This is a genomic window from Curtobacterium sp. NPDC089991 (genome assembly GCF_044748425.1).
GTDB lineage: Bacteria > Actinomycetota > Actinomycetes > Actinomycetales > Microbacteriaceae > Curtobacterium.
Map to the genome: position 1 here is coordinate 93,897 of NZ_JBIVGB010000002.1, position 21,496 is coordinate 115,392.

Sequence of the window (21,496 nt, forward strand, 5' to 3'; positions counted from 1 at the left end):
CGCGGACGTCACGTCACTTCTCGGAGGTGTACGTCACTTCTTGTAGGTGTACGTGCTGACCCAGTCGATGTACAGGTGGCCGGTGGCGCCCCAGTTGCCGACCTGGAACATGTACCGGTGCGCGGTCTTCGGCACGTGCTTCGTGATCGTCTTGATCACCTTGCCGTCGAGGCGGTAGCGCACCGACTTCCCCGGGATCCACTCGATCGAGTACGTGTGCCACGACCGCCACGAGACGCCGGTGCTCAGGCTCGTCGCGTTGACCTCCTGGCCGGGGGTCATCGAGTGGTGGTGCAGCATCGGCTGCTGCTCGAAGTTCGCCTCGGGGTAGTCGATCTCGCCGTCCGACCACTTGTCGGACGAGGGCCAGAGCATGAACGCGGCGCCGTTCCCGTCGCCGCCGGTCGCCCTGGCGCGGACGATGAACTTGCCCCCCTTGTGCCCCCATGCACCCGACGGGGTGCCGAAGGTGCCGGCAGCGCCGTGCTTGCCGTCCAGCTTGACGTCCATGTACCCGTTGTGCGAGCTGATCTGGGCGCCCGAGTAGTACATGCCCCCGGTGCCGTCCGGGTAGGGCTGCCACGACTTCGCGTAGGTCGTGGCGAACTTCCCCTTGGCCGCCGCCGCCGTGCTGAAGTTCTCGCGGAAGGTCTGCTTGAAGTTCCCGACGTTGCCGATCGGTGCCGAGCTTGCGGACGCTGCGGTTCCCGTGCCGAGCGGTCCTGCGACGAGTGCGGCACTGAGGAGCACGACGGTGAGTGCGGCCCGCTTGGTTGCACGTTTCTGCATGAGCTGTCACTCCCTGACGTGACGGTTCGCACCCGTTCCCGTGGGTGCCGGGCGGCCGGATCTCGACCACCCGCCGTTCACCGTAGTTGCGAAATGCAGCCCGCGCGCGGGGTTGACAGAACCGGCGCATCCCCAGTACGCGGGGGTTGCAGAACGTTCCGTCTACGTCGAAGAAGTGCTGATCAGCGCCGTGTTGCGTCCCCCGTTCTGGGGCTGCCGGCGACTCGTGGGCTCCGGCAGGCGGTGGTGTTCAGACCCGCGTGCGACGGCGGCGTGACGACACGACGGCGGTGACGACCGCGGCGAGGACGGCGACGACCGCGACCACCGCTGCGACCTCGGCCACGTGCGACGCCAGGAGCCACGAGTCGAACTGCGACTTCGTCGCGACGACGTGCTCGTCCGTGCCTCGGAGCCACCAGGACACCGGGTTCATCGGGCCGGCACCGCGTGCGGCGACAGCGCACACCACGGCTGCGACGACCGCGACACCGACCAGGACGAGGGCGGCGGTGTGGCGACGGAGACGAGCGGGCATGGCGGTACCGTAGCGCGCATGACCCGATGCGAGGAATGCGGCCGACCGATCACCGGCGAGGTCGTCCGGACAGCGACGCGGACGCTCGACCGTGCCTGCGACGACCGGACGAACGCGATCGCATACGGCGTCCTGAACGGCGGGAACCCGTTCGACGGTCCCGGGGCCACCCGCGCGGAACGCTCGAGGGAGTCGCGCAGGCGCGCGGAACGCTAGAGGGAGTCGCGCAGGCGCGCGGCCTTCTCCTCGACCAGTCGCTCGAGGCCGTCGGCGTACTCGGTCAGGCGAGCCGCGACCGCGGGCTCCGAGGTGCCGATGATCCGCGCGGCGAGGAGTCCGGCGTTCGCGGCACCGTTGATCGCCATCGTCGCCACCGGGATGCCGGCCGGCATCTGCACGATCGACAGCAGCGAGTCGAGGCCGTCGAGGCGTGCGAGCTGCACCGGGACACCGATGACGGGCAGCGTCGTCATCGAGGCCACCATGCCCGGCAGGTGCGCGGCGCCACCGGCACCGGCGATCACGACGCGGATGCCACGCTCGGCGGCGCCGCGGGCGAACCGGGTCATCTTGTCGGGCGTGCGGTGCGCCGACACGACGTCCGCCTCGAACGGGATGCCGAGCTCGGCCAGGATGTCGGCCGCAGCGCGCATCGTCGGCCAGTCGGAGTCCGACCCCATGATGATCGAGACGAGCGGCTGGACGGGTGCGTCGGTGTCGGTCACGCGACGAGCCTAGCCGAGCAGCACGCGGCGCCAGGCGTCGTCGTCACGGCCGATCGTGCGCTCCCCCGTGACCCACCGGACCGCCCGTTCGTCGGCCGTCCCGCGCTCGACGGCGGCGCGCACCGCACCACGCCAGGACCCGACGTCGTCCGGCACCGCGACGGCCCCGTGGGCCCGTGCCACGGCGTAGGAGGGCCGGTCCGAGACCACTGCTGGCAGTCCGAGTGCGGTGTACTCGAGGAACTTCAGGTCGCTCTTCGCGCGGTTGAACTCCTCGTCACGCAGGGGCGCGACACCGGCACGCCAGCGCTCCCGGTGCGCCACGAGCCAGCGGGAGAACGCCGGGTAGTGGCCGTCCGGCACCTCGACGCGGCGGAACCAGTCGGCGCCGCCCTCGTCGGTCACCCCGATGACCTCGAGCCGGATCGGCGTGCCGTCGGTGGTCGTCAGGTCGGTGAAGACGTCGCGCAGGAGTTCGAGGTCGGCGGCGTGGGTGAGCGTGCCCATGTACAGCACCCGGTGCTCTGCTCCGGGACGATCGTCGTCGTCCTCGGTCGCGCCGGCGGTCCACAGCCCCGGGTCGAGGGCGTTCGGCACGACCGTGACGTCGCGGGCGACCGGGCGCACGACCTCGGCCAGCTCCGGTGTGCTCACGACGACCGTGTCGGCACCGCGGACCAGTGCGTCGATCGAGGCGAGGCGGTCCGGGTCGTACTCGGCGCGGGCGAGGCGCTGGCGGCCGGACTCGGTGAAGAAGTCGTCGTCGACCTCGCCGACGACGCGGACGCCGCGGGCCGCAGCCGCCGCGAGGAAGGGCTGCACGGCGTCGCGCGGCAGGATGTCGCGCTGCACCAGGACGGCGGCGTACGACGTCGTGTCGGTCCCGTCGACGAACGCGACGGGGTCGACTTGACGGACCTCGGCCGTGCCGCTGGCCGCCAGGTGCTCGGTGCGCCGGACGACGCGCACGTGGGCGGATGCGGGGTGGGCGCCGTCACCGCCCGCGACGACGTAGCCGAGGACCGGCAGCGGAGCGGGCACGGGGGGCGTCCCGGCGACGACCCGGCGGAGTCGACGAGCGGCCCGGCGGACGAGATCACGCGGCATGTGCCCATCCTCTCGCACCGGGCGACCGGGCTCGTACGCAGTGATCGGACGCGCACCGTGCGGAGTTCGTCGCCGGGGAGCCCGCTGACCGCTCCGTGCGAGCCTGCATGACCGCACCCAGCGATCAACCTCGCACCGAGTGAGCAGTGCCGCACCGTGCAACGGCAGCACCGGCACCTCGCACCTCGCACGGTACGGGGTTGCCAGCGGAACGGGCCCGAGCGGTCAGCGCCGCGCCACCGTCACCGTCCGGCAGGGGCTCGCCTTCCGGTCCTTCCCGGTGCCGGTGTTCCGCGCGACCGCGCAGACGGTCCGCTTGCCGGCCTTGAGCGCGACGGTGCCGGCGAAGCCGTGCTTCGTGCCAGAGCCCCACGTCCGGTCGACGTCGGCGCGCACGCGTCCCGCCGACAACGACGTCACCCGTCTGCCGTCGACCGTGATCGCGACGGTGCTGGCGGAGGACACGGCGTCACCGTCGAAGGCCCAGCCACGGACGCTGATGCCGCCCCGTTTCCCCGTCACCGACTCGAGCGCGACGTAGGGGTCGTGCCGGAAGGCGCGGACGGTGGCGCACCCGAGCGTGGTGTCCGACCCGGCGCCGATGTTCACCGCGGTCACGCAGACCCGGCGAGCGCCGGCGGCAGTCGGGACGACGGCCTCGAAGCCGTGGGTCGCCCCGACGCCCGCGGCGGCGTCGACGTCGGTGCGGCGGAGTCCGGCGGTCACGGCTCCAGCGGCGACGCCGTCGACGGTGGCGCGGACCCGGACGGGCTGCGTGGGGTCGTCCTCGTCGAAGGCCCATCCCCGGACCCGGACGCCGCCACCGGTGCCGGCGACGACCTCGAGCGATCCCTGCGGCGCGAGGTCGGCCGCGGGGACCCCGAGCCGGGCGTTCGCGACGAGGGCCTGGGCGTAGGAGGACCACCACTTGCCCGCGGCGGGGGCGCCGTTGCAGGTGCCGTCGCTCGCGCCGGGGGTCTTCACCCACAGCAGGGCGTCGAGCGCGGTGCCGTCGGTGGCGACCCGGGGCGAGGTGCCGAGTCCGGCGCCGGGGCCGTTGCACCAGGTCCCCCGCCAGCCCTGCCCGTTCCGCGAGGTGTCGATCACGTAGTGCGATCCCCCGGTCGCACCGGAGACCTTCTGCGCGTAGGCCTGTTCCTGCGCGGTCGGGTAGTAGTTCGCGACGTTCGTGAAGAACCCGCGGGCCTGCTGCACGCCGGCACTGTTCAGCCGTGCGGCCATCGTCGCGGGCGGCACCCAGTTCGAGTTGCCGGCGTCGAGGTAGGCGGGCACCCCGGCGGCGGTGAGCCCGGCGACGGTGCGGGACAGGATCCGGTAGCGCTGCTCGTCGAGCGTGGTGCTGCACTTCGCGTTGCTGAGCATCGCGAGGGAGTCCGGTTCGACGATCACGGCGGCGCGGTGTCCGGCGAGCGCCGCGGTGACCTGGTCGACCCAGGCGTCGTAGGAGGCCTCGGAGAACCCGCCGGCGGAGTACCCGCCGCAGTCCCGGTCCGGGATCGCGTACAGCACGAACACCGGGGTGGTGCCGGACTGCTCGGCCCCCGAGACCGCCGTGCTGATCGTCTTGGTCAGCTGGGTCCCCTGCGTCCACTCGCCGAGCCACGTCGCGACGGGGTACCGGGCGATGGTCGACGCCGCGGCGGCACCAGCGGGGGCCGAGGCGGCGAGCGCGGTGGCCGCCTTCGCTGCTTCGCTCGTGGGCGACCGGTACGGACCGGCACCGTACAGCGACGCAGCCGATGCGGAGCGGATGGTCGTCGCGGACGTCGCGGCGGTGGCGCTCGACCCGAACGCGACGGGCAGCAGCCCGCCGACGAGGGCGGTGAGTGCGACGGCGGCGCCGCAGACGGCGACACGGCGCGGACGGCGGCGCATGGACACTCCCCTGGACGATCGGACCCCTGACCCGTCCATGGCACCATGCGCCCGCAGTGGCGGCCAGCCGCCAGTGCGGGTGGCACCCGAGCGGGTGTCGGCAACAGTGCCGACACCCCCTCGTCAGTCGTCGAAGTGCGCCGCGGCCGCGCGTGCCCGGTAGACGACGTCGTCGACGTCGTCGCCGATCACCGTCACGTGGCCGATCTTCCGACCCGGCCGGGGGGCCTTGCCGTAGAAGTGGTACTTCGCCTCGGGGAACGCCTCGAGCGCGGCCGGGTACCGGGCGGCGAGGTCGCCGTCGGCCGGTCCGCCGAGCACGTTGATCATCACGGCGGCCGGCGCGAACGACCCGGTGGCACCGAGCGGCAGGTCGAGGACGGCACGCAGGTGCTGCTCGAACTGGCTCGTCGTCGCACCGTCGATCGTCCAGTGACCGGTGTTGTGCGGTCGCATCGCGAGTTCGTTGATCAGGATGCGCTCGTCGGCGGTCTGGAACAGCTCGACGGCCAGGACCCCGGTGACCCCGAGCTCCTCGGCGATCCGGACCGCGATCGACTCCGTCACGTCGGCGATGCGTCCGGCGCTGTCGGGCGCAGGGGCGATGACCTCGGCGCAGACACCGTCGCGCTGCACGGTCTCGACCAGCGGCCACGCGACGACCTGGCCGGAGGGGCGGCGGGCGACGGACTGCGCGAGTTCGCGGGTGAACGGGACGAGCTCTTCGGCGAGCAGCGCCTGCCCGCCGCCGGCCTCGGCGACGGCGATGAACCAGTCGTCGACGTCCGAGGGGTCGGACACGACCCGCACGCCCTTGCCGTCGTAGCCACCGCGGGGCGTCTTCACGACCGCGCGGCCGCCGTGCTCGTCGAGGAAGGCCCGGAGCTCGTCGGGGTCGTGCACCGCGGCCCAGTCCGGCACCGGCAGGCCGAGCTCGGAGAGCTTCGTGCGCATCGTGATCTTGTCCTGGGCGACGGCCAGCGGACCGGGTCCGGGGCGGACGGCCACACCGGCGTCGACCAGGGCGCGCAGGACGTCCTGGGGCACGTGCTCGTGGTCGAACGTCACCACGTCGACGTCGCGGGCGAACGCCAGCACCGTCGAGACGTCGTGGTAGTCGCCCTCGGCCGTGGCGGCGATGGCGGCCGACATGCCCGGCCCCTCGGCGAGGACCCGGATGTCGATCCCCAGCTCGACGGCCGCCGGCACCATCATCCGTGCCAGCTGTCCCCCACCGATGACCCCGACGCGCAACGCCATGCTGTGTGATCCTTCCGGCGTTCGCACCATCCGGGGTGAACGCGTTGTCTACAATCGCTGTTCGGGTCGCGTTGTGCACGGCCCGCGACAACTCTACGGATCCTGGAGGGCACGTGCGGCGCCTCATTGCCCAACTGGCACGCTTCGGCGTGGTCGGTGCCGTCGGCTTCGTCGTGGACACCACGGTGTTCAACGTGCTGCGCATCACCGTCCTGAACCCCGACGAGGTGCACTCCGGGCCGTTCTGGGCGAAGGTGATCTCCACCGTCATCGCCATCTTCGTCAACTGGATGGGCAACCGGTACTGGACGTTCCGCGAGCAGCGCCGAGCCGTCGCCACCCGCGAGGGCATCGAGTTCGTCGTCGTCTCGCTCGGCGGCATGGTGATCGCGCTCGCGTGCCTCGGGGTGTCCCACTACGTGATGGGACTGACCTCGGTCTTCGCCGACAACGTCGCGAACATCGTCGGCCTGGTGCTCGGCACGGTGTTCCGCTTCTGGCTCTACAAGGTGTGGGTGTACCACCCCGAGCGGACCGGCTCCGAGCCCGCCGCCGCGGACGTCGCACCCGAGGGGCGCGCCCTAGACTCGACCGGGTGACGGCCCACGAGACCACCACCAGCACCATCGCACCACCCCGCACCGCCCGCTGGGAGCGTGTGGCGATCGCCGTCGTCACGGCGACCTTCGGCCTGTGGCTCGTCGCCTGGGCGCTGATCGTCCCGGTCTTCGAGGCCCCGGACGAGACGGCGCACATCGACGCCGCCGTGCACGTCGCGCTCGGAGACGCCTGGGCCGCCCCGGGCGACCTGTACGTCACCAACGCGGTGCAGGCCGCGAAGGTCGAGCAGGCGACGAAGCCGTCCAGCGAGTGGTCGACCGTCAGCGAGCTGCTGCAGAACGCCCCCGGGCCGTCGTCGACCGTCAACCAGATGACCCAGCACCCGCCGACCGCCTACCTCGCCGGTGCCGCCGTGCTCCGTGCCGTGGACTTCGGCGACCTGCGGTGGGACCGGGCGTTCACCGCGCTGCGGCTCGCCGACGTCCTCGCCGTCACCGCACTGCCGCTGCTGGCGTGGGCGTCCGTCCGCCGGGTCACCCGGTCGCCGCGGGCCGCGCTCGTCGGTGGGCTCGCCGTGTTCGCGACGCCCGAGCTCGCGTCCATCGGTTCCTCGTTCTCGAACGACGCCCCCGTCCTGCTCGTCGCCGGGATCGTCGTGTGGCTCGCCACCCGGCTGCTCACCGGTGACACCCGGTGGCGCACCACCATCGCGCTCGCGGTGGTGCTCGGCGCCCTGGTCTGGATCAAGGGCACCGGACTGCCCGCCGTGCCGTTCGTGGCGGTGGTCGTGCTCTTCGCCGGCGCCGGGGTGCTGTCGCTGCGGCAACGGGTGGTCCGCACCGTGGTGACGATGGCCGTGTCCGGCGGCATCGGGGCGTGGTGGTGGGTGCACAACTGGTTCGCCTACGGCCGGATCCAGCCGAACGGCTACACGGCGATGCGTCCGCCGAAGGACTTCCCGCCCGGCGAGCACCCGACGCTCGGGCACTTCCTCGACGTCAGCTGGGGCACGCTCGCGCGCACGTTCTGGGGCAGCTTCGGCGGTCGGGCACAGGTCAGCATGGGCGACCTGCTCACGGCCGTCCTGACGGTCATCGCGCTCGTCGTGCTCGTCGGCTGGGCGTTCCGGCGCGGCCCCGACCTGCGGGTGGCCCTGTGCCTGGCGGTGTTCCCCGCTCTGCTCATCGGCATCCAGAACCGGACGAGCGCGCACTCGTACCTCACCACCACCGAGGTCGCCGCGACCCAGGGGCGCTACTACTTCCCCGCGATCGTCTGCCTGATCGTGCTGAGCGCCCTGGCCTGGCGTCGGCTGGTGCCCGCCGGACGCGCACGCTCGTGGGTCGCGGTGGCGCTGGCCGTCCTGCTGCCCGCCGTGGGCGTGTACGGGTTCGCGGTGGCGTCGGCGTGGTTCTGGAACGCCGCCCTGTTCCCGGTGACGGGGCGCGGGCTGCTCCGCTACACGGAGATCGGGCCGGTGCCGCCCGCAGTGCTCGTGGCCGTGGTCGCGCTGGTGGCCGTCGGCCTGGTCGCGTCGGTCGTCCAGGTCGCCCGTGCCGACCGTCGGGTGGCCGCCCCCGCGTCGTGACCACACGTCGGGCGTGCGGCTGACGGGGTGGACGCCCCACCAGACGGACGGGAGGCCCGGTGCCAGCTGGCACGTCCCTCCAGGCTCCGTCGTCACGCGCGTCGCGTGCCCCCGGATGGTGAGCAGAAATGGTCGGGTCGCGCACCGCGGACCCGACCATTCCTGCTCACGAAGTGCGCGTCAGGCGGCGGGGGCGCTGCCCTCGACGGCCGACGGGTCGTCGGTCGGACGACCACGGCGGAACCAGGTCGGCGCTGCGGCGCAGAGCAGGAACAGGCCGTCGACCGCCAGGCTCCACACGCGGGTGACGACGACCACGACCAGGGCGATCCCCGGCGGCATGACGAGGGTGAGGAGCAGGGCCTGCACGCCCTCGCGGACGCCGAGGCCGCCGGGGGCGAACACGGCCAGCATGCTGATCGCCGAGGCCATGCTCGCGGCACCGATGACGAACGCCGCGTCGCTGAGCTTGAGCGACGGGTACACCCCGAGGGTGATGAAGTAGTACGCCGTGCCCGACAGGATCGCACCGGCGACGTACAGACCGGCGCCGCCGAGGACGGTGCCGAGGTTCGGGCGGACGTCGGCCTCGAGCGGCTTGCGACGCAGGATCTTCAGCGCGATGCCGATCAAGAACACGAAGACCCGCGGGATCAGGCACACGACGCAGGCGACGAACGCCGCGATCATCAGGGCGATGAGCCACGGGCTGAGCGCGTGCGTGCGGGGGTCGATGAGCAGCAGGACGAGCGCCAGGGCGAGGGTGGCGGCGATCTGCAGCGCGCCCTCGAGCAGGCCGCTGACGCCGAGCCGGGCCTTCGAGACGCCGTGCTTCGAGGCGAAGTAGACCTTGCCGATGATCCAGGTCGCGGCCCCCGGGATGTAGCGGCCCATCCAGGACTTCGCGTACACGTAGGTCAGCGTGACGCCGCTGCCCTTCAGGCCGGTCGCACCGAGCCGCCGCAGCAGGTAGAACCAGATGCCGACGCCCCAGTAGCGGAAGCCCAGGCTGATCACGGTCGCCAGGATCACCCAGCCCCACTGCCAGTCCAGCCCGGCGAGCTGTCCCCAGTCGACGCTCCGCACGTACAGCACGAGGAAGACCGCGAGCAGCACGTAGAAGACGATGGGGATCGCCTTGCCGAGGAACCGTCGCCAGGTCGGCGGACGCTTCCCCTCGGGCGCGGGGGTGTCGCTGGTGGTTCCTGACAAACGTGGTCTCCTGCCGGGCTTCGGGACCAGGTCATCGTAGACGCTGGTGTGGCGCGCTCCCTGGAGCGGCGGCTACTTGGCGAACTTGACGATCTGGACGCGGCAGGGGATCTCGGGATCCGTGGACCGGTCGGCGCTGCACGAGATCGTCGCGTTGTACGTGCCGACGAGCTTCCCGGCCATCGAGTAGTCGCGTGCCGGCGCGTTGGCGGGGTCGAACTGCACGAAGTACTGCACGCCCTCGTCGATGAACAGCTTGCGCATCGCGTCCGAGTGGTACGTGTAGCCCTGACCTGAACGACCGTACACACGCGTGTCGGTCAGGAAGGCCAACGAGGACAGCGATCGGTAGTTCGAGCCGATGACGGTGGCGTCCTCGGGCAGGGCTCCGCTCGCCCGGATCTGGTCGGCGAGCCGCACGATCTCGGGGACGTCGGTCGGGCCGGTGACACGGAGCGCCTCGGTGCGGTTCACCGACGGGTAGAAGGGTGCCGGCGACCCGATCCAGTTCTGCGTGAACGACGCCACGGGGACGACGGCGATCGCGACGCACGCCACGATCGTCCGGACCACGCCGCGTCGTCGGACCAACCGCCAGACGGCCGGCAGCATGAGCGCGCCGATCATCGCCGTCAGGTAGAACAGCGGCCAGTAGTAGCGCGCGTTCCCGCCACCGCTCGACGACGACGTGATCATGCCGTACCCGACGAAGTAGACCAGGGTCGTCGCCGCGACGATGCAGGTGAACGCGTACCGGCGGAACCGGACCACGCCGATCACCAGGGCGGCGGCGAAGAGCAGGGCGATCGGTGCCGCGAAGGGGGCGAACGTGCTGATCTTCTGCAGGTAGTAGGGCAGCGCGAGCATCCGCTCGTGCAGGTAGTAGCCGGCGCGGGCCGCGATGCCGGAGTCCTTGGTGACCTTCGGCGCGGTGTCCTCGGTGGTCGACTCGGTCGTCGGCGGCACCACGGACGGGTCCGGGTTCTCCATCGGGCCCTGCTTGTAGACCGACGGGGTGAAGTCCTCGTTCGGGGAGAACGCGTGCGAGTTCGGCGGCACGGGCAGGAACGGCCAGTCGGTCGCACGCCCGCCGTCGTCGAACTTCGAGCCGATGTTCACCGAGAGCGACGAGCCCAGGGTCGGCGACCCGTACTTCATGGTCAGGGCACCCACCCACGGCGCGATGACGACGGCGAAGACCACGATCGTGGCCACGGGCGACGTCCACCAGTGCAGCACCGGCTCACGACGGCGTCGTGCGGACCAGACCCGGAGCAGCAGCCACAGGACCACCGCGCCGACCGCCACCGGCAGCAGGAAGAGCTTCACGAAGTACCCGATGGCCGCGACCGCGCCGAGCACCCCGCCGGAGACCAACCGGGCCCGCGTCGACCCGTGCAACGCCTGGTCGGCCCACCGGAGTGCCCACAGGTAGCCGACGACCCACGCGACGACGAGCAGGTCGGGGGTCTGCACCGACACCGCGCTCATCAGCGCCGGGATCGCGGTGACCATGAAGAGGACGGCCGGCACGATGCGGTGGTTCTGCGACCACACCAGCCAGCCACCGACGCCGAGCACGACGGCGACCGCGAAGCAGTTCACGACCGCGAAGGCCGTCTGCATGCCGAGGCCGGCAGCGATGAACGGCGCCATCATCCAGGACACCATCGGCGACCAGTAGGCGTTGATCGCGTCGGGCAGCCAGCCGTTCGCGTACTCGCGCGCGATGCCCATGTAGGAGATACCGTCGACGTTCGTCACGCCGAGGCGGTTGTGGTACGCCACGGCGGCGCTGAGCGCGACGCCGACGACGACGAGCACCGCCAGGATGACCGGCGCGACGACGTGCTTGAACCGCCTCGGAACCGCCCCCGAACGCCGGTGGACGGGCTCGTGGGTGATCTGCGTTGCGGCTGCGCTCGTCGAGGTCACGTGCTTCATCATGACATCCGAACCGAAACACCAGGCACAGGGTGCCTGATCGCGGCGCCGGGTCGGCGTGTGGGAGACTGCCTGCGACCCCGCTCCGACCACCACGAGGACGATCGTTGGCCACCGAAACCCGCGCCGCAGTACCCGCAGCCGACTCCGCTGCCCCCGCGCCCCGCGCCGGCGGCCGACTCGAGTTCCCCTACCTGGACGGACTCCGGGGGCTGGCCGCACTCGCGGTGGTCTTCTACCACGCGTACCTCTTCACCGGGACGACCGGCACCGGCCCGACCGAGCTGCCCTGGCTGCGCCCGATCATCGGCTGGGGCTACCTCGGCGTCCCGCTCTTCATCGTGCTGTCCGGCTACGTGCTCATGCTGCCGGTGCTCACCCGGTTCGACCGCTACCGTCTGCCCGGCGGGTTCTGGAAGTTCGTCTGGCGTCGCGCCCGCCGCATCATCCCGCCGTACTGGGCGTCGCTCGTGCTGTTCGCCCTGCTGATCCTGTTCGTCCCCGTGCTCGGTCAGCCCGGCGGCACGCAATGGGACACGAAGCTGCCGATGGGCTGGGGCACGTTCCTGACGCACTTCTTCCTGGTGCACGACTTCTTCCCGCAGTACATCGGCAAGATCAACGGCCCGATGTGGACGGTCGCGGTCGAGTGGCAGATCTACTTCCTGATGCCGCTGCTGATCCTGCCGCTGTGGCGGGTCTTCGGCGGGTGGGCGACGGCGTCGAGCCTGGTCCTCATCGGCATGTGGATGGGCGCCGAGAGCCGTTACTCGTTCATGCACCCGTGGTTCGTCGGCCTGTTCGCGGTGGGAATGCTCGCCGCCGAACTGACCGTGAAGGCCCGCGACGAGCACCTGTCCGGCGTGGTCCGCGAGCGCTCGAAGCTCGGCGGCCCGCGGTGGGCGAGCGGCGCGTTCGTCGGCGCCATGGCCCTCGGGACCCTGCTCGTGTTCTTCCGCAACCGCGACTACTGGCAGCACCAGACCTGGCCGTCCGAGGTCGTCACCGGCATCCTCGCCGGCATCCTGCTCACCTGGATGGGACGCCAGGCGGTCACCGGCAACCACACCTGGCTCGCCCGCTTCTTCGCCTGGAAGCCGTTCGTGCTCGCCGGTCTGGTGTCGTACTCGATCTACCTGTTCCACAGCCCGCTGCTGGGCCTCGGCAACCTGCTGCTCCTGCCCCTCGGCCTGTACCCGAAGTACCAGTTCCTGATGATGGTGTTCGTCGTGATCCCGGTCGTGATCGGCATCTGCATCGGCTTCTGGTGGCTCGTCGAGCGCAACTTCATGAACCGCCGGCAGAAGCACGCCACGGCCGAGGTCTCGCACCGCGGCCGCCTGCCCGAGGTCGAGAGCGACGACGCCGCCACCGACGCGAGCAGGCGCACCGCGCGCTGACGCACCCGCGGTGTGCCGCAGCACGTCCTGCGCCGACGTCCTGCGCCGACGTCCTGCGCGTGGCGGACAGCACGGTCGCTCGCCAGGTAGCATCGCTCGGACCGCGGCGTGGGTGATCAGGGGCCCACGGCATCTCGACAGGGAAGACGAGACCACATGCGCGCACCGATCACCAAGATCCTCGGACTCGGCACCGCTGCCGCCGTCGCCGGGGCCATCACCTTCGGCAGCGGGACGGCGGTCGCCGAGACCGCCCCGGCAACGCCGGCACCGACTGCCACGACGACAGCGGCGGCGACCCCCGCCCCCACTGCGTCTGCTGCACCTGCTGCACCCGCACCCGCTGCCGAGCAGCTCTCCATCGCCGAGATGGACCGCACCGGGAACCACACCATGGGGGCCGGCATCGCCGCCCACGCCGGAGAGTCACACGTCACGGTCACCGCGCCGGACAGCGCCGCCGGTGGCGTGAGCGCCCAGTCGCTGAGCACCTCCTCCGCCGCCACCGCCTCCGGCCCACCACCGGGACGCGTCCAGGGCTTCGACATCAGCGCCTGGCAGCCGAGCGTCAACTTCCTGCAGGCGTACCGCAACGGCGCCCGCTTCGCCTACGTCAAGGCGACCGAGGGCACCTCGTACGTCAGCTCGACCTACAAGCAGCAGTACGCCACCGCCAAGCAGCGGAACCTGTACCGCGGTGGCTACGTGTACGCGCAGCCGAGCCAGGCGAGCGGCGCCGCGACGGCGAACTACTTCTTCGCGCACGGCGGGCAGTGGAGCAAGGACGGCAAGACCCTGCCGCCCCTGCTCGACATCGAGTACGGCAGCGCGGCCCAGGGCACCTGCTACGGCAAGACCTGGGGCCAGATGCGCAACTGGATCAAGGACTTCTCGAACACCGTCTACAAGAAGATCCACCGCTACCCCGCGATCTACACGACCACCGACTGGTGGAAGCGCTGCACGAACAACAGCAACCAGTTCTCGAAGAACCCGCTGTTCGTCGCGATCTACCCCGTGAAGAACTTCACCACGCCGGGCACGCTCGGGCGCAGCTGGTCGAAGTGGACCTTCTGGCAGTGGGCGTCCAGCGGGGTACTCCCGGGTGACCAGGACGTCTACCGGAACGACATCACGTACCTGAAGCGCTTCGCGGCCAAGACCGAGTGACGCGCGTCACGCCCTGAGCGGGTGCGGATGACGGACCGGGAGGCCCGTGGCGGTGTCGCCACGGGCCTCCCGTCCGCCGCACGGTGCGGACTCCGACACCCGGTGCGCCGTTGCACGCCCCGTGCCGACACACAAACACGCACCAAGCGGGCAAGCCCGCACCGGACGACCATGCACGCACGATGCGCAGCCCGCGCGCCACGTGTCTCCCGTCCGCCGCACGGTGCGGACTCCGACACTCGGTGCGCCGTTGCACGCCCCGTGCCGACACACAAACACGCACCAAGCGGGCAAGCCCGCACCAGACGACCATGCACGCACGGTGCGCAGCCCGCGCGCCACGGGCATCCCGTCCGCCGCACGGTGCGGACTCCGACACTCGGTGCGCCGTTGCACGCCCCGTGCCGACACACAACCGCGCACCAAGCGGGCAAGCCCGCACCGGACGACGACGCACGCACGATGCGCAGCCCGCGCGCCACGGGCCTCCCGTCCGCCGCACGGTGCGGACTCCGACACCCGGTGCGCCGTTGCACGCCCCGTGCCGACACACAAACACGCACCAAGCGGGCAAGCCCGCACCGGACGACGACGCACGCACGATGCGCAGCCCACGCACCACGCGCCGGCGAGCTTCGCCCGGACGGACGGGAGGCCCGTGGCGGTGTCGCCACGGGCCTCCCGTCCGTCATCGGCTCACGATCGCGAGCCGCTGGTGTCAGCGGACGTCGCGGGTCGCCTCGGCGAAGTCGGCGTCGAGCGCGGTCGCCATCCGGGCCACGCCCTCGGCGAGCTGCGCGCGGACCGCGTCGCGGTCGGCGTCGAGCCGCTCCAGCTGCGCCGTCACGTCGTCGACGAACGTCGGCTCGAGTGCTGCTTCGATCGGCTTCGAGAACTCCTGCTGGCCCATCTGCTCGAAGAACAGCCGGCCCTTGTCGACGTAGTAGAGCACCGCGGCGGGGACGCCGGCGATGGTCGCGACGATCGCGGAGTGCAGGCGGCTCGCCAGGAACAGGCGGCTGCGGGACATCAGGCCCGCGTACTCGGACGGCGAGAACTCGTCGGCCTCGACCACGTGGGTGCGGTCGGCGTGCCGCATGAGGGCGATGACCTCGCGGGCGAAGGCGGCGTCGCCCTCCGACGCCTCCATGTGCATCGGGTAGAACACGACGTCGGCGTCCCACCGGTCGATGACGCGGTCGGCCAGGTCGGCGACGGCCTGGCGGTAGGTGACGAGCTTGTCGCTGTCGACGCCGGTCTGTCGGAAGCGCTTCGGCAGGAAGCGGAACGGGATCCAGCCGCTGCGCTTGTAGTGGAACCAGCGGCGGACGCCGAAGCCGATCGAGCCCTCGAGGCGCTCGGCGGTCAGTCCGGTGGTGCGCTCGAGCCGTCCGAGCACGTCGGCGTCGGGCGTGGTGACGGTCCCGACGACGGCCGGGTCGAACGACGACACGATCGGCGTGCGGACGCCCCACGCCAGGAGCTTCTCGCGGGACTCGTCGTCGCGGACGGCGAACGAGCGGCACAGGTCGACGGTGGCGCGGATCAGGCGCTTGCTGACGCCGGCGGTGGTCGGACCGATGCCCTGGAAGGCTCCGATCAGGTTCTTGTTGACCGCACGGACGAGCAGCATCTTGCCGAACCAGTACACGAGGCCGAGCTTGTTCGTGTAGTCCTTGAGGATCTCGCCGCCGCCCCACAGGATGACGTCGGCGCTGCGCGCGGCACGCAGCAGGGCGAACAGGTCGCCGATGCCGGTGCTGTACGGCGAGACCGGCAGGAACCGGATCCCGAACCAGGCGGCGTCCCGCTCGGGGTACTGCGACAGGGAGACGATCTCGGCGTCCGGCCACCGCCTGCGGACCAGCTCGACGTTGCCGGCGAGGATCGCCCGGTCCCCGCGGTTGTGGGGCGAATCGCTATTGTGGATCAGAACGCGCACGGGTGGAGAGCCTACCGGACCGTCCCCCGCGACCCCCGGAAAGGCACGATGTCCCGCCCCACCCCCTCCGCCCGTCCCCGCCTGCTCGTCCTCGGCTCGACGTTCCCGGCCCGTCCGGACGACGGCGTGCCGGCGTTCGTGCTCGACCTCGCGCACCAAGAGGCGCTCGAGTTCGACACGATGGTGCTCACGCCGCGGGTCCCGGGCGGTGCCACCACCGAACGCATCGGCGACGTCGGCGTCCGGCGGTTCCCGTACTTCCCGAAGGCGTTCGAGGACCTGGCCGACGGCGCGATCCTCGACAACCTCAAGGAACGCCGGTCGCGCATCGTGCAGGTGCCGGCCCTGGTGCTCGCGCAGTGGTTCGCGATCCGCCGCGTGGTCCGCTCCGCGAAGCCCGACGTGATCCACGCGCACTGGGCGATCCCGCAGGCACTCGTCGCGGCGCTGGCGGCCCCTGGTGTCCCCATCGTCGTCACGACGCACGGCGGGGACATCTACGCGCTCCGTGCCGCTCCCCTGGTCCGCCTGAAGCGCTGGGTGTTCGGCCGCTCGGCGCACGTCACCACCGTGAACTCCGAGATGCGCGAGCGGCTGACCGAGTGGGGCGTGCCCGAGGCGCGGTCGACCGTGATCCCGATGGGCGTCGACCTCGGCCCGGCCCGTGACACCCGCGCCCGCGTCCCCGCGCAGGAGCACCACGTCGTGGCGGTCGGCCGGCTCGTCGAGAAGAAGGGCTTCGGCAACCTGATCGACGCGCTCCGCGGCCTCGGCGACGACGTGCCGTGGCGACTCACCGTCGTCGGCGACGGCCCGTACCGGGCACAGCTCGAGCAGCAGGCCGCCGGACTGCCCGTGACGTTCCTGGGCCAGCGCGGGCGCACCGAGGTGCTCGAGACCCTGGCTGCGGCCACCGTCGTGGCGGTGCCGTCGATCCCCGCGGCGAACGGCGACCAAGAGGGACTGCCCGTCACCCTGCTCGAGGCCGCTGCCGTCGGTGCCGCGATCGTCGCGAGCGACCTGCCCGGCATCCGCGACGTCGTGCAGGACGACGTGTCCGGGGTCCTCGTGCCCCCCGGTGACGTCCCCGCGCTGCGGACAGCACTGCAGCGCGTGCTCACCGACGACGCCGCACGGACGCGCTACCAGGAGCAGGCCGTGGTGTCGGCGGCGGAGTTCTCCACCGAACGGATCGGCGAGCGCTACCGGGCGGTGCTGCGCGCGGCCATCGCGTAGGCCACCAGCATCCCGGCAGCGCACACGACCGCCGCCGCGAACGCGACCACGACGACGGCACCGGAGTGCCCGACGAGCTCGGAGCCCTCGAACCGGACGAGCGACCACATCGGCACGACGGCCGCGGCACCCCACACCAGCACGAGCCACGTCGCCGCACGACGCCAGGCGAGGAAGCCCGCCGCCATCGCGAACGCGATCGGCAGCAGCACCGTGAGCGTGTACCGGTTGAGCGGTGCGCCGCCCCCGGCGGTGTAGCGGATCTCGACGAGGACGAACAGCAGCGTGACCACGACGAGCATCGCGACGACGAGGCGGCGCGGCCACCGGTCGTCGTCGGCGGGTGCCCAGGGGCGCAGGCGCCGTAGCACGAGGGCCGCGACGAACAGCAGCACCGGGACGAGCAGCAGCACCCACGGCAGCGGGCTCGCGATCGGCAACGAGCCGCGGTACAGGGCGAAGAGCTGCCGCCAGAAGCCGAGCATCGAGACGACCTCGGCCTCGGAGTAGTGCGGCCGCGGGGTGTACCCGGGCCAGGCGGTCGGCCGACCGCTGAACGAGCCGGTCAGGGCCTGGTTCCGCAGCCAGAACCACCCGGAGGCGGCCGCGGCGGCGAGCACCGGGACCGCCACGACGACGACGCGGGCCCAGACACCGCGGAGCCGGCCGAACCGGACCGTGCGGGCCAGTGCGAACGCGACGACGATCGCCACGAGCCACAGGGCGAACGACAGGCGGGTGGTCGTGCCGGCCGCCGCCACGAGCGCTCCCCCGACGGCGAGCCCCGGTCCCACGCCGGACCGCAGCGCTGCTCCGGCGACGCCGCACGCCAGCGCACAGGTCAACGCTGCGAGCGAGTCGTTGTACACGACACCGCCCTGCACCACGAGGACGCTCGTCGACGCGGTCACGACGGCCACGGTGCCCGGGAGCCGCACGACCCCGGGGAAGCACCTGGCCGCAGCCCACGCGGCGACCGGCACGATCGCGGCGACGAACACGGCGTTCGCCAGACGGCCGAGCACCACGGCCTGCACCGGGTGCCCGGCGTCGACGAGCGGGCCCATCACCGGGGCGAGCAGCAGGTAGTAGAGCGGCGGGTGCTGTGCGACCCACTGGACGGGCGGTGTCCCGCCGAAGCCCGGACGGAACCGGATGCCGTCGGACAGGACCGGCAGCTGGCCGTGCCAGACGCGCAGGACGTAGTCGACGTGGGCCGACTCGTCGACGCTCGCGAGCGGCATCGACGAGAACGTCCGCGCCACCGACGCCGTCAGGACGAGCAGGGTGGCGGCGAGCACGACCGGGGTCGCCCAGTCGCGCCCGCGGAGTCTCCCGGCGGGACGCAGCACGCCGGAGGACAGCCGCCGGAGCCGGTCCGCGACGATCGGCGTCAGCGCCCCATGCCGCGGTACGTGAAGCCGGCGGCGGTCCAGGCGTCGCGGTCGAGGCAGTTGCGGCCGTCGATGACGACCGGGCTCGACACCAGGGACGCCACCGTGGTCGCGTCGAGCTCGCGGAACTCGGTCCACTCGGTCAGCACCAGGACCAGGTCGGCGCCGGACAGCGCGTCGGCCGCCGTCTCGACGAAGTCGAGCTCCGGGTGCACGCGACGCGCGGTGACGACGGCCTCGGGGTCGTAGGCGGACACCGTGGCACCGAGCTCGTGCAGGCGGGCAGCGATGTCGAGGGCGGGCGAGTCACGGACGTCGTCCGAGTTCGGCTTGAAGGCCAGACCGAGGACCGCGACGCGCTTGCCGCTGACGACCCCGCCGAGCAGCTCCTGCGCCAGCTCGACGACGTGCGCACGACGACGCAGGTTCGTGGCGTCGACGTCGGCCAGGAACGCCAGGGACTCCCCGACGCCGAGCTCGTTCGCCCGCGCCTGGAACGCCCGGATGTCCTTGGGCAGGCAGCCGCCGCCGAAGCCGAGGCCGGCGTTCAGGAACTTGCGGCCGATGCGGGCGTCGTGGCCGATGGCGTCGGCGAGCGCGGTGACGTCGGCGCCGGCGACCTCGGCGATCTCGGCCATCGAGTTGATGAACGAGATCTTCGTGGCGAGGAACGCGTTCGCGCTGATCTTGACGAGCTCGGCGGTGGGCAGGTTGACGACGAGCCGGGGGGTGCCGGACGCGAGCGCCTCGGCGTAGACCTCGTCGAGCGCGTCGACGGCGGCCTGCCCGGCGTCACCGTCCGGCACACCGTAGACGAAGCGGTCCGGGCTGATGGTGTCCTGCACGGCGAAGCCCTCTCGCAGGAACTCGGGGTTCCAGACGAGCGTCGCCCCGGGCACGGCCTCGGACACCTCGGCGGCGAGGCGTGCGGCGGTGCCGACCGGGACGGTCGACTTGCCGACGACGAACTCGCCGGCGGACAGGTGCGGGGTGAGCGCGGCGACCGCGGCGTTCACGTAGGTCATGTCCGCGGCACCGGTCGGGCTCTGCGGGGTTCCGACGGCGAGGAAGTGCACGCGGGCACCGGCGACCTCGGCCATGTCGGTGGTGAAGCGGATCCGGCCGGAGGCGAGCGCCTCGGTCAGGATCTCCGGGAGCCCGGGTTCGAAGAAGGGGGCTTCGCCGGCAGCGAGCCGCTCGATCTTCGCCGGGTCGACGTCGACGGCGACGACCTCGTGTCCGAGCTTGGCCATGGAGGCGGCGTGCACGGCACCGAGGTACCCGCAGCCGATGACAGAGATACGCACGACGAAGAAGGTACCGGTTTCTCGTGGGAGTTCCAGCACCCCGGCAGCCAGGGTGTCGCGGCGGCGTCAGGCGCGGACGTCGCCCCACGGCGGTCGGTCCGGGCCGCCGACGATCTCGTCCCAGTCCGGCTCGCGGTGCCGCCGCCGGGCCTCGTACGCCTCGACCAGGTCGTGCAGGACGGCCACCACGAGGTCGGCGTGCGGGACATCAGCGAGCACGACGGCGGGGTCGTCGCCCGGGAACACCAGGACGTCGCCGGAGCGGAACACGCCCTGGAGCCCGCGCCGGCGCACCGTCACGTCGTACCCGCGGGAGTGCAGGAGTTCCTGCCGGGTACGGGTGCCGAGCCCGTGCACGACGACGAGCCGCCGGGTCGTGACGACGTACCGCTCGGACATCCAGCGGAAGAGCGGCACGGCGCCGCCGAACACCACGAGCACCACGACGAGTCCCGCGACGACGGCGTTCAGCCACGCCAGCTGCGCCTGGAACACCCCGAACCCGAACCCGCCGGCGACCACGACCAGCACGACGAACACCGCCGGGCGCACGAGCCGACGAGCGTGCGGTCGCAGGCGAGCGACGACGCGTTCGGGCGGCGGCTCGGCGGTCATGCCGTCATGCATACCGCAGGTGGGTGACGTCCCCCACGGCGACGCCCCTGGAGTCACCCGCTCGATCCCGGATCGTGATGCGGCCCTCGTCGTCGATGCCGGTGGCGTCGGCCTCTTCCACGGTGCCGTCGGGCAGCTCGAGGCGGATGCGGCGACCGATCGTGCCGCACGCGGCGCGGACGTGGGACCGGACCGACTCGGCGGCGGGACCACCGGCGACCAGGCCGGCCACGGCCTCCAGGACGGCTGCCAGGAAGGCGGACAGGACCGCGTCGGCCAACGCGGGGGCGTCGTCGACCGCGCCGGCCACGAGCAGCGACGTCGACGTCGGGGTCGGCAGGCGGTCGGCGGGGATCGTGAGGTTCACGCCGGCGCCGACGACGATGCTGCCGTCGGAGGCGACCTGGCAGAGGATGCCGCACACCTTGTCGCCCGCGACCTGGACGTCGTTCGGCCACTTGACGGCGACGTCGGCGCCGGCGGGCAGCACCCGTGCGATCGCGTCACGCATGGCGGCACCCGCGACGAGGGGCAGCCAGCCGCGGTCGTGGTCGGCGAGGGCGGCGCGCACGAGCAGGCTCGCGGCCAGCGCCTCGCCCGCCGGTGCGCTCCACGTGCGGTCGAGGCGCCCCCGGCCCGCGGTCTGGTGGAGCGTCGCGACCACACTGCCGTGCTTCTGCTCGGGTGCCACGGCGAGCAGGTCGGCGTTGGTGGAGCCGGTCTCGTCGGGGACGGTGAGGGTCGCGCCCGTCGACCGGACCGCTTCGCTGGTGGCGGGGAACGACGACGACGGGGATGTGGACATGCACGCA

The 21,496-nt window shown here is 72.0% G+C and carries 18 protein-coding genes; 5 read left to right on the top strand and 13 right to left on the bottom strand.

Annotation, left to right across the window (positions count from 1 at the left end):
• Positions 1–33: 33 nt before the first annotated feature.
• From ACIPV1_RS05580 to ACIPV1_RS05605, 6 genes are all read right to left on the bottom strand, one after another.
• Positions 34–789 (bottom strand): glycoside hydrolase family 16 protein, encoded by a 756-nt coding sequence (locus ACIPV1_RS05580; RefSeq protein ID WP_402725909.1) that lies wholly within the window; start codon positions 787–789, stop codon positions 34–36.
• A gap of 250 nt (positions 790–1,039) precedes the next feature.
• Entirely contained in the window at positions 1,040–1,327 is a 288-nt protein-coding gene (locus tag ACIPV1_RS05585) for a hypothetical protein (protein ID WP_402725910.1), read from the bottom strand.
• A gap of 212 nt (positions 1,328–1,539) precedes the next feature.
• Positions 1,540–2,007 carry a 5-(carboxyamino)imidazole ribonucleotide mutase gene (gene purE / locus ACIPV1_RS05590; protein WP_216834593.1) on the bottom strand — a complete coding sequence of 156 codons (468 nt, stop codon included), beginning with the start codon at positions 2,005–2,007 and terminating at the stop codon, positions 1,540–1,542.
• Between the two features lie 54 nt (positions 2,008–2,061).
• Complete coding sequence (locus tag ACIPV1_RS05595) at positions 2,062–3,159, bottom strand: hypothetical protein (RefSeq protein WP_402725911.1); 1,098 nt, start codon at positions 3,157–3,159, stop codon at positions 2,062–2,064.
• A gap of 225 nt (positions 3,160–3,384) precedes the next feature.
• Positions 3,385–5,055: a glycoside hydrolase family 6 protein gene (locus ACIPV1_RS05600; protein ID WP_402725912.1), complete on the bottom strand. Its 1,671-nt coding sequence runs from the start codon at positions 5,053–5,055 to the stop codon at positions 3,385–3,387.
• A 123-nt stretch (positions 5,056–5,178) separates the two neighbouring features.
• Positions 5,179–6,315, bottom strand: a complete 1,137-nt coding sequence (locus tag ACIPV1_RS05605) for a 5-(carboxyamino)imidazole ribonucleotide synthase (protein WP_131881415.1) — start codon at positions 6,313–6,315, stop codon at positions 5,179–5,181.
• A gap of 113 nt (positions 6,316–6,428) precedes the next feature.
• On the opposite strand from ACIPV1_RS05605, the gene ACIPV1_RS05610 reads away from it, so the two are divergent.
• Positions 6,429–6,914, top strand: coding sequence for a GtrA family protein (locus ACIPV1_RS05610; RefSeq protein WP_131881413.1), 486 nt, complete (start codon positions 6,429–6,431; stop codon positions 6,912–6,914).
• A complete protein-coding gene (locus tag ACIPV1_RS05615) occupies positions 6,911–8,464 on the top strand; it encodes a DUF2142 domain-containing protein (RefSeq protein ID WP_402725913.1) in 1,554 nt (517 codons plus the stop codon). Before ACIPV1_RS05610 ends, ACIPV1_RS05615 begins: the two co-directional genes overlap by 4 nt.
• 180 nt (positions 8,465–8,644) lie before the next feature.
• Here ACIPV1_RS05615 and ACIPV1_RS05620 read toward each other — a convergent pair whose 3' ends face one another.
• Both ACIPV1_RS05620 and ACIPV1_RS05625 read right to left on the bottom strand, forming a co-directional pair.
• Complete coding sequence (locus tag ACIPV1_RS05620; RefSeq protein WP_165901173.1) at positions 8,645–9,676, bottom strand: lysylphosphatidylglycerol synthase domain-containing protein; 1,032 nt, start codon at positions 9,674–9,676, stop codon at positions 8,645–8,647.
• Positions 9,677–9,748: 72 nt separating this feature from the next.
• The gene (locus ACIPV1_RS05625; protein ID WP_402725914.1) at positions 9,749–11,620 is read right to left on the bottom strand and encodes an ArnT family glycosyltransferase; all 1,872 of its coding nucleotides are present in this window, start codon (positions 11,618–11,620) and stop codon (positions 9,749–9,751) included.
• 107 nt (positions 11,621–11,727) lie between these two features.
• Between ACIPV1_RS05625 and ACIPV1_RS05630 the strand changes: the two genes are divergently transcribed.
• Together ACIPV1_RS05630 and ACIPV1_RS05635 are read left to right on the top strand one after the other, a co-directional pair.
• Positions 11,728–13,020: an acyltransferase family protein gene (locus ACIPV1_RS05630; protein WP_402725915.1), complete on the top strand. Its 1,293-nt coding sequence runs from the start codon at positions 11,728–11,730 to the stop codon at positions 13,018–13,020.
• A 156-nt stretch (positions 13,021–13,176) separates the two neighbouring features.
• A complete protein-coding gene (locus tag ACIPV1_RS05635) occupies positions 13,177–14,190 on the top strand; it encodes a GH25 family lysozyme (protein WP_402725916.1) in 1,014 nt (337 codons plus the stop codon).
• 718 nt (positions 14,191–14,908) lie between these two features.
• Here the strand turns inward: ACIPV1_RS05635 and ACIPV1_RS05640 are convergent.
• Positions 14,909–16,132 (bottom strand): polysaccharide pyruvyl transferase family protein, encoded by a 1,224-nt coding sequence (locus ACIPV1_RS05640; RefSeq protein ID WP_165918798.1) that lies wholly within the window; start codon positions 16,130–16,132, stop codon positions 14,909–14,911.
• Between the two features lie 48 nt (positions 16,133–16,180).
• Here ACIPV1_RS05640 and ACIPV1_RS05645 point away from each other — a divergent pair, with 48 nt between their 5' ends.
• Positions 16,181–17,368, top strand: a complete 1,188-nt coding sequence (locus tag ACIPV1_RS05645) for a glycosyltransferase (RefSeq protein WP_402725917.1) — start codon at positions 16,181–16,183, stop codon at positions 17,366–17,368.
• Here the strand turns inward: ACIPV1_RS05645 and ACIPV1_RS05650 are convergent.
• The 4 genes from ACIPV1_RS05650 to ACIPV1_RS05665 all read right to left on the bottom strand — a co-directional run bounded on the left by ACIPV1_RS05650 (position 17,335) and on the right by ACIPV1_RS05665 (position 21,489).
• Positions 17,335–18,720 carry a hypothetical protein gene (locus ACIPV1_RS05650; protein ID WP_402725918.1) on the bottom strand — a complete coding sequence of 462 codons (1,386 nt, stop codon included), beginning with the start codon at positions 18,718–18,720 and terminating at the stop codon, positions 17,335–17,337. The genes ACIPV1_RS05645 and ACIPV1_RS05650 overlap by 34 nt on opposite strands.
• 41 nt (positions 18,721–18,761) lie before the next feature.
• Positions 18,762–20,069, bottom strand: coding sequence for a UDP-glucose/GDP-mannose dehydrogenase family protein (locus ACIPV1_RS05655; RefSeq protein ID WP_123292201.1), 1,308 nt, complete (start codon positions 20,067–20,069; stop codon positions 18,762–18,764).
• A gap of 66 nt (positions 20,070–20,135) precedes the next feature.
• On the bottom strand, positions 20,136–20,684 hold the full coding sequence (locus ACIPV1_RS05660) for a PH domain-containing protein (RefSeq protein WP_123292200.1): 549 nt from the start codon (positions 20,682–20,684) through the stop codon (positions 20,136–20,138).
• 4 nt (positions 20,685–20,688) lie between these two features.
• A complete protein-coding gene (locus tag ACIPV1_RS05665; RefSeq protein WP_402725919.1) occupies positions 20,689–21,489 on the bottom strand; it encodes a biotin--[acetyl-CoA-carboxylase] ligase in 801 nt (266 codons plus the stop codon).
• Positions 21,490–21,496 lie beyond the last annotated feature (7 nt).

Excerpts from the sequence above, each read along its gene's own strand:
- ACIPV1_RS05580 (WP_402725909.1), bottom strand. The coding sequence starts at position 789 with ATGCAGAAACGTGCAACCAAGCGGGCCGCACTCACCGTCGTGCTCCTC.
- ACIPV1_RS05585 (WP_402725910.1), bottom strand. The coding sequence starts at position 1,327 with ATGCCCGCTCGTCTCCGTCGCCACACCGCCGCCCTCGTCCTGGTCGGT.
- purE (WP_216834593.1), bottom strand. The coding sequence starts at position 2,007 with ATGGGGTCGGACTCCGACTGGCCGACGATGCGCGCTGCGGCCGACATC.
- ACIPV1_RS05595 (WP_402725911.1), bottom strand. The coding sequence starts at position 3,159 with ATGCCGCGTGATCTCGTCCGCCGGGCCGCTCGTCGACTCCGCCGGGTC.
- ACIPV1_RS05600 (WP_402725912.1), bottom strand. The coding sequence starts at position 5,055 with ATGCGCCGCCGTCCGCGCCGTGTCGCCGTCTGCGGCGCCGCCGTCGCA.
- ACIPV1_RS05605 (WP_131881415.1), bottom strand. The coding sequence starts at position 6,315 with ATGGCGTTGCGCGTCGGGGTCATCGGTGGGGGACAGCTGGCACGGATG.
- ACIPV1_RS05625 (WP_402725914.1), bottom strand. The coding sequence starts at position 11,620 with ATGAAGCACGTGACCTCGACGAGCGCAGCCGCAACGCAGATCACCCAC.
- ACIPV1_RS05635 (WP_402725916.1), top strand. The coding sequence starts at position 13,177 with ATGCGCGCACCGATCACCAAGATCCTCGGACTCGGCACCGCTGCCGCC.
- ACIPV1_RS05645 (WP_402725917.1), top strand. The coding sequence starts at position 16,181 with ATGTCCCGCCCCACCCCCTCCGCCCGTCCCCGCCTGCTCGTCCTCGGC.
- ACIPV1_RS05660 (WP_123292200.1), bottom strand. The coding sequence starts at position 20,684 with ATGACCGCCGAGCCGCCGCCCGAACGCGTCGTCGCTCGCCTGCGACCG.
- ACIPV1_RS05665 (WP_402725919.1), bottom strand. The coding sequence starts at position 21,489 with ATGTCCACATCCCCGTCGTCGTCGTTCCCCGCCACCAGCGAAGCGGTC.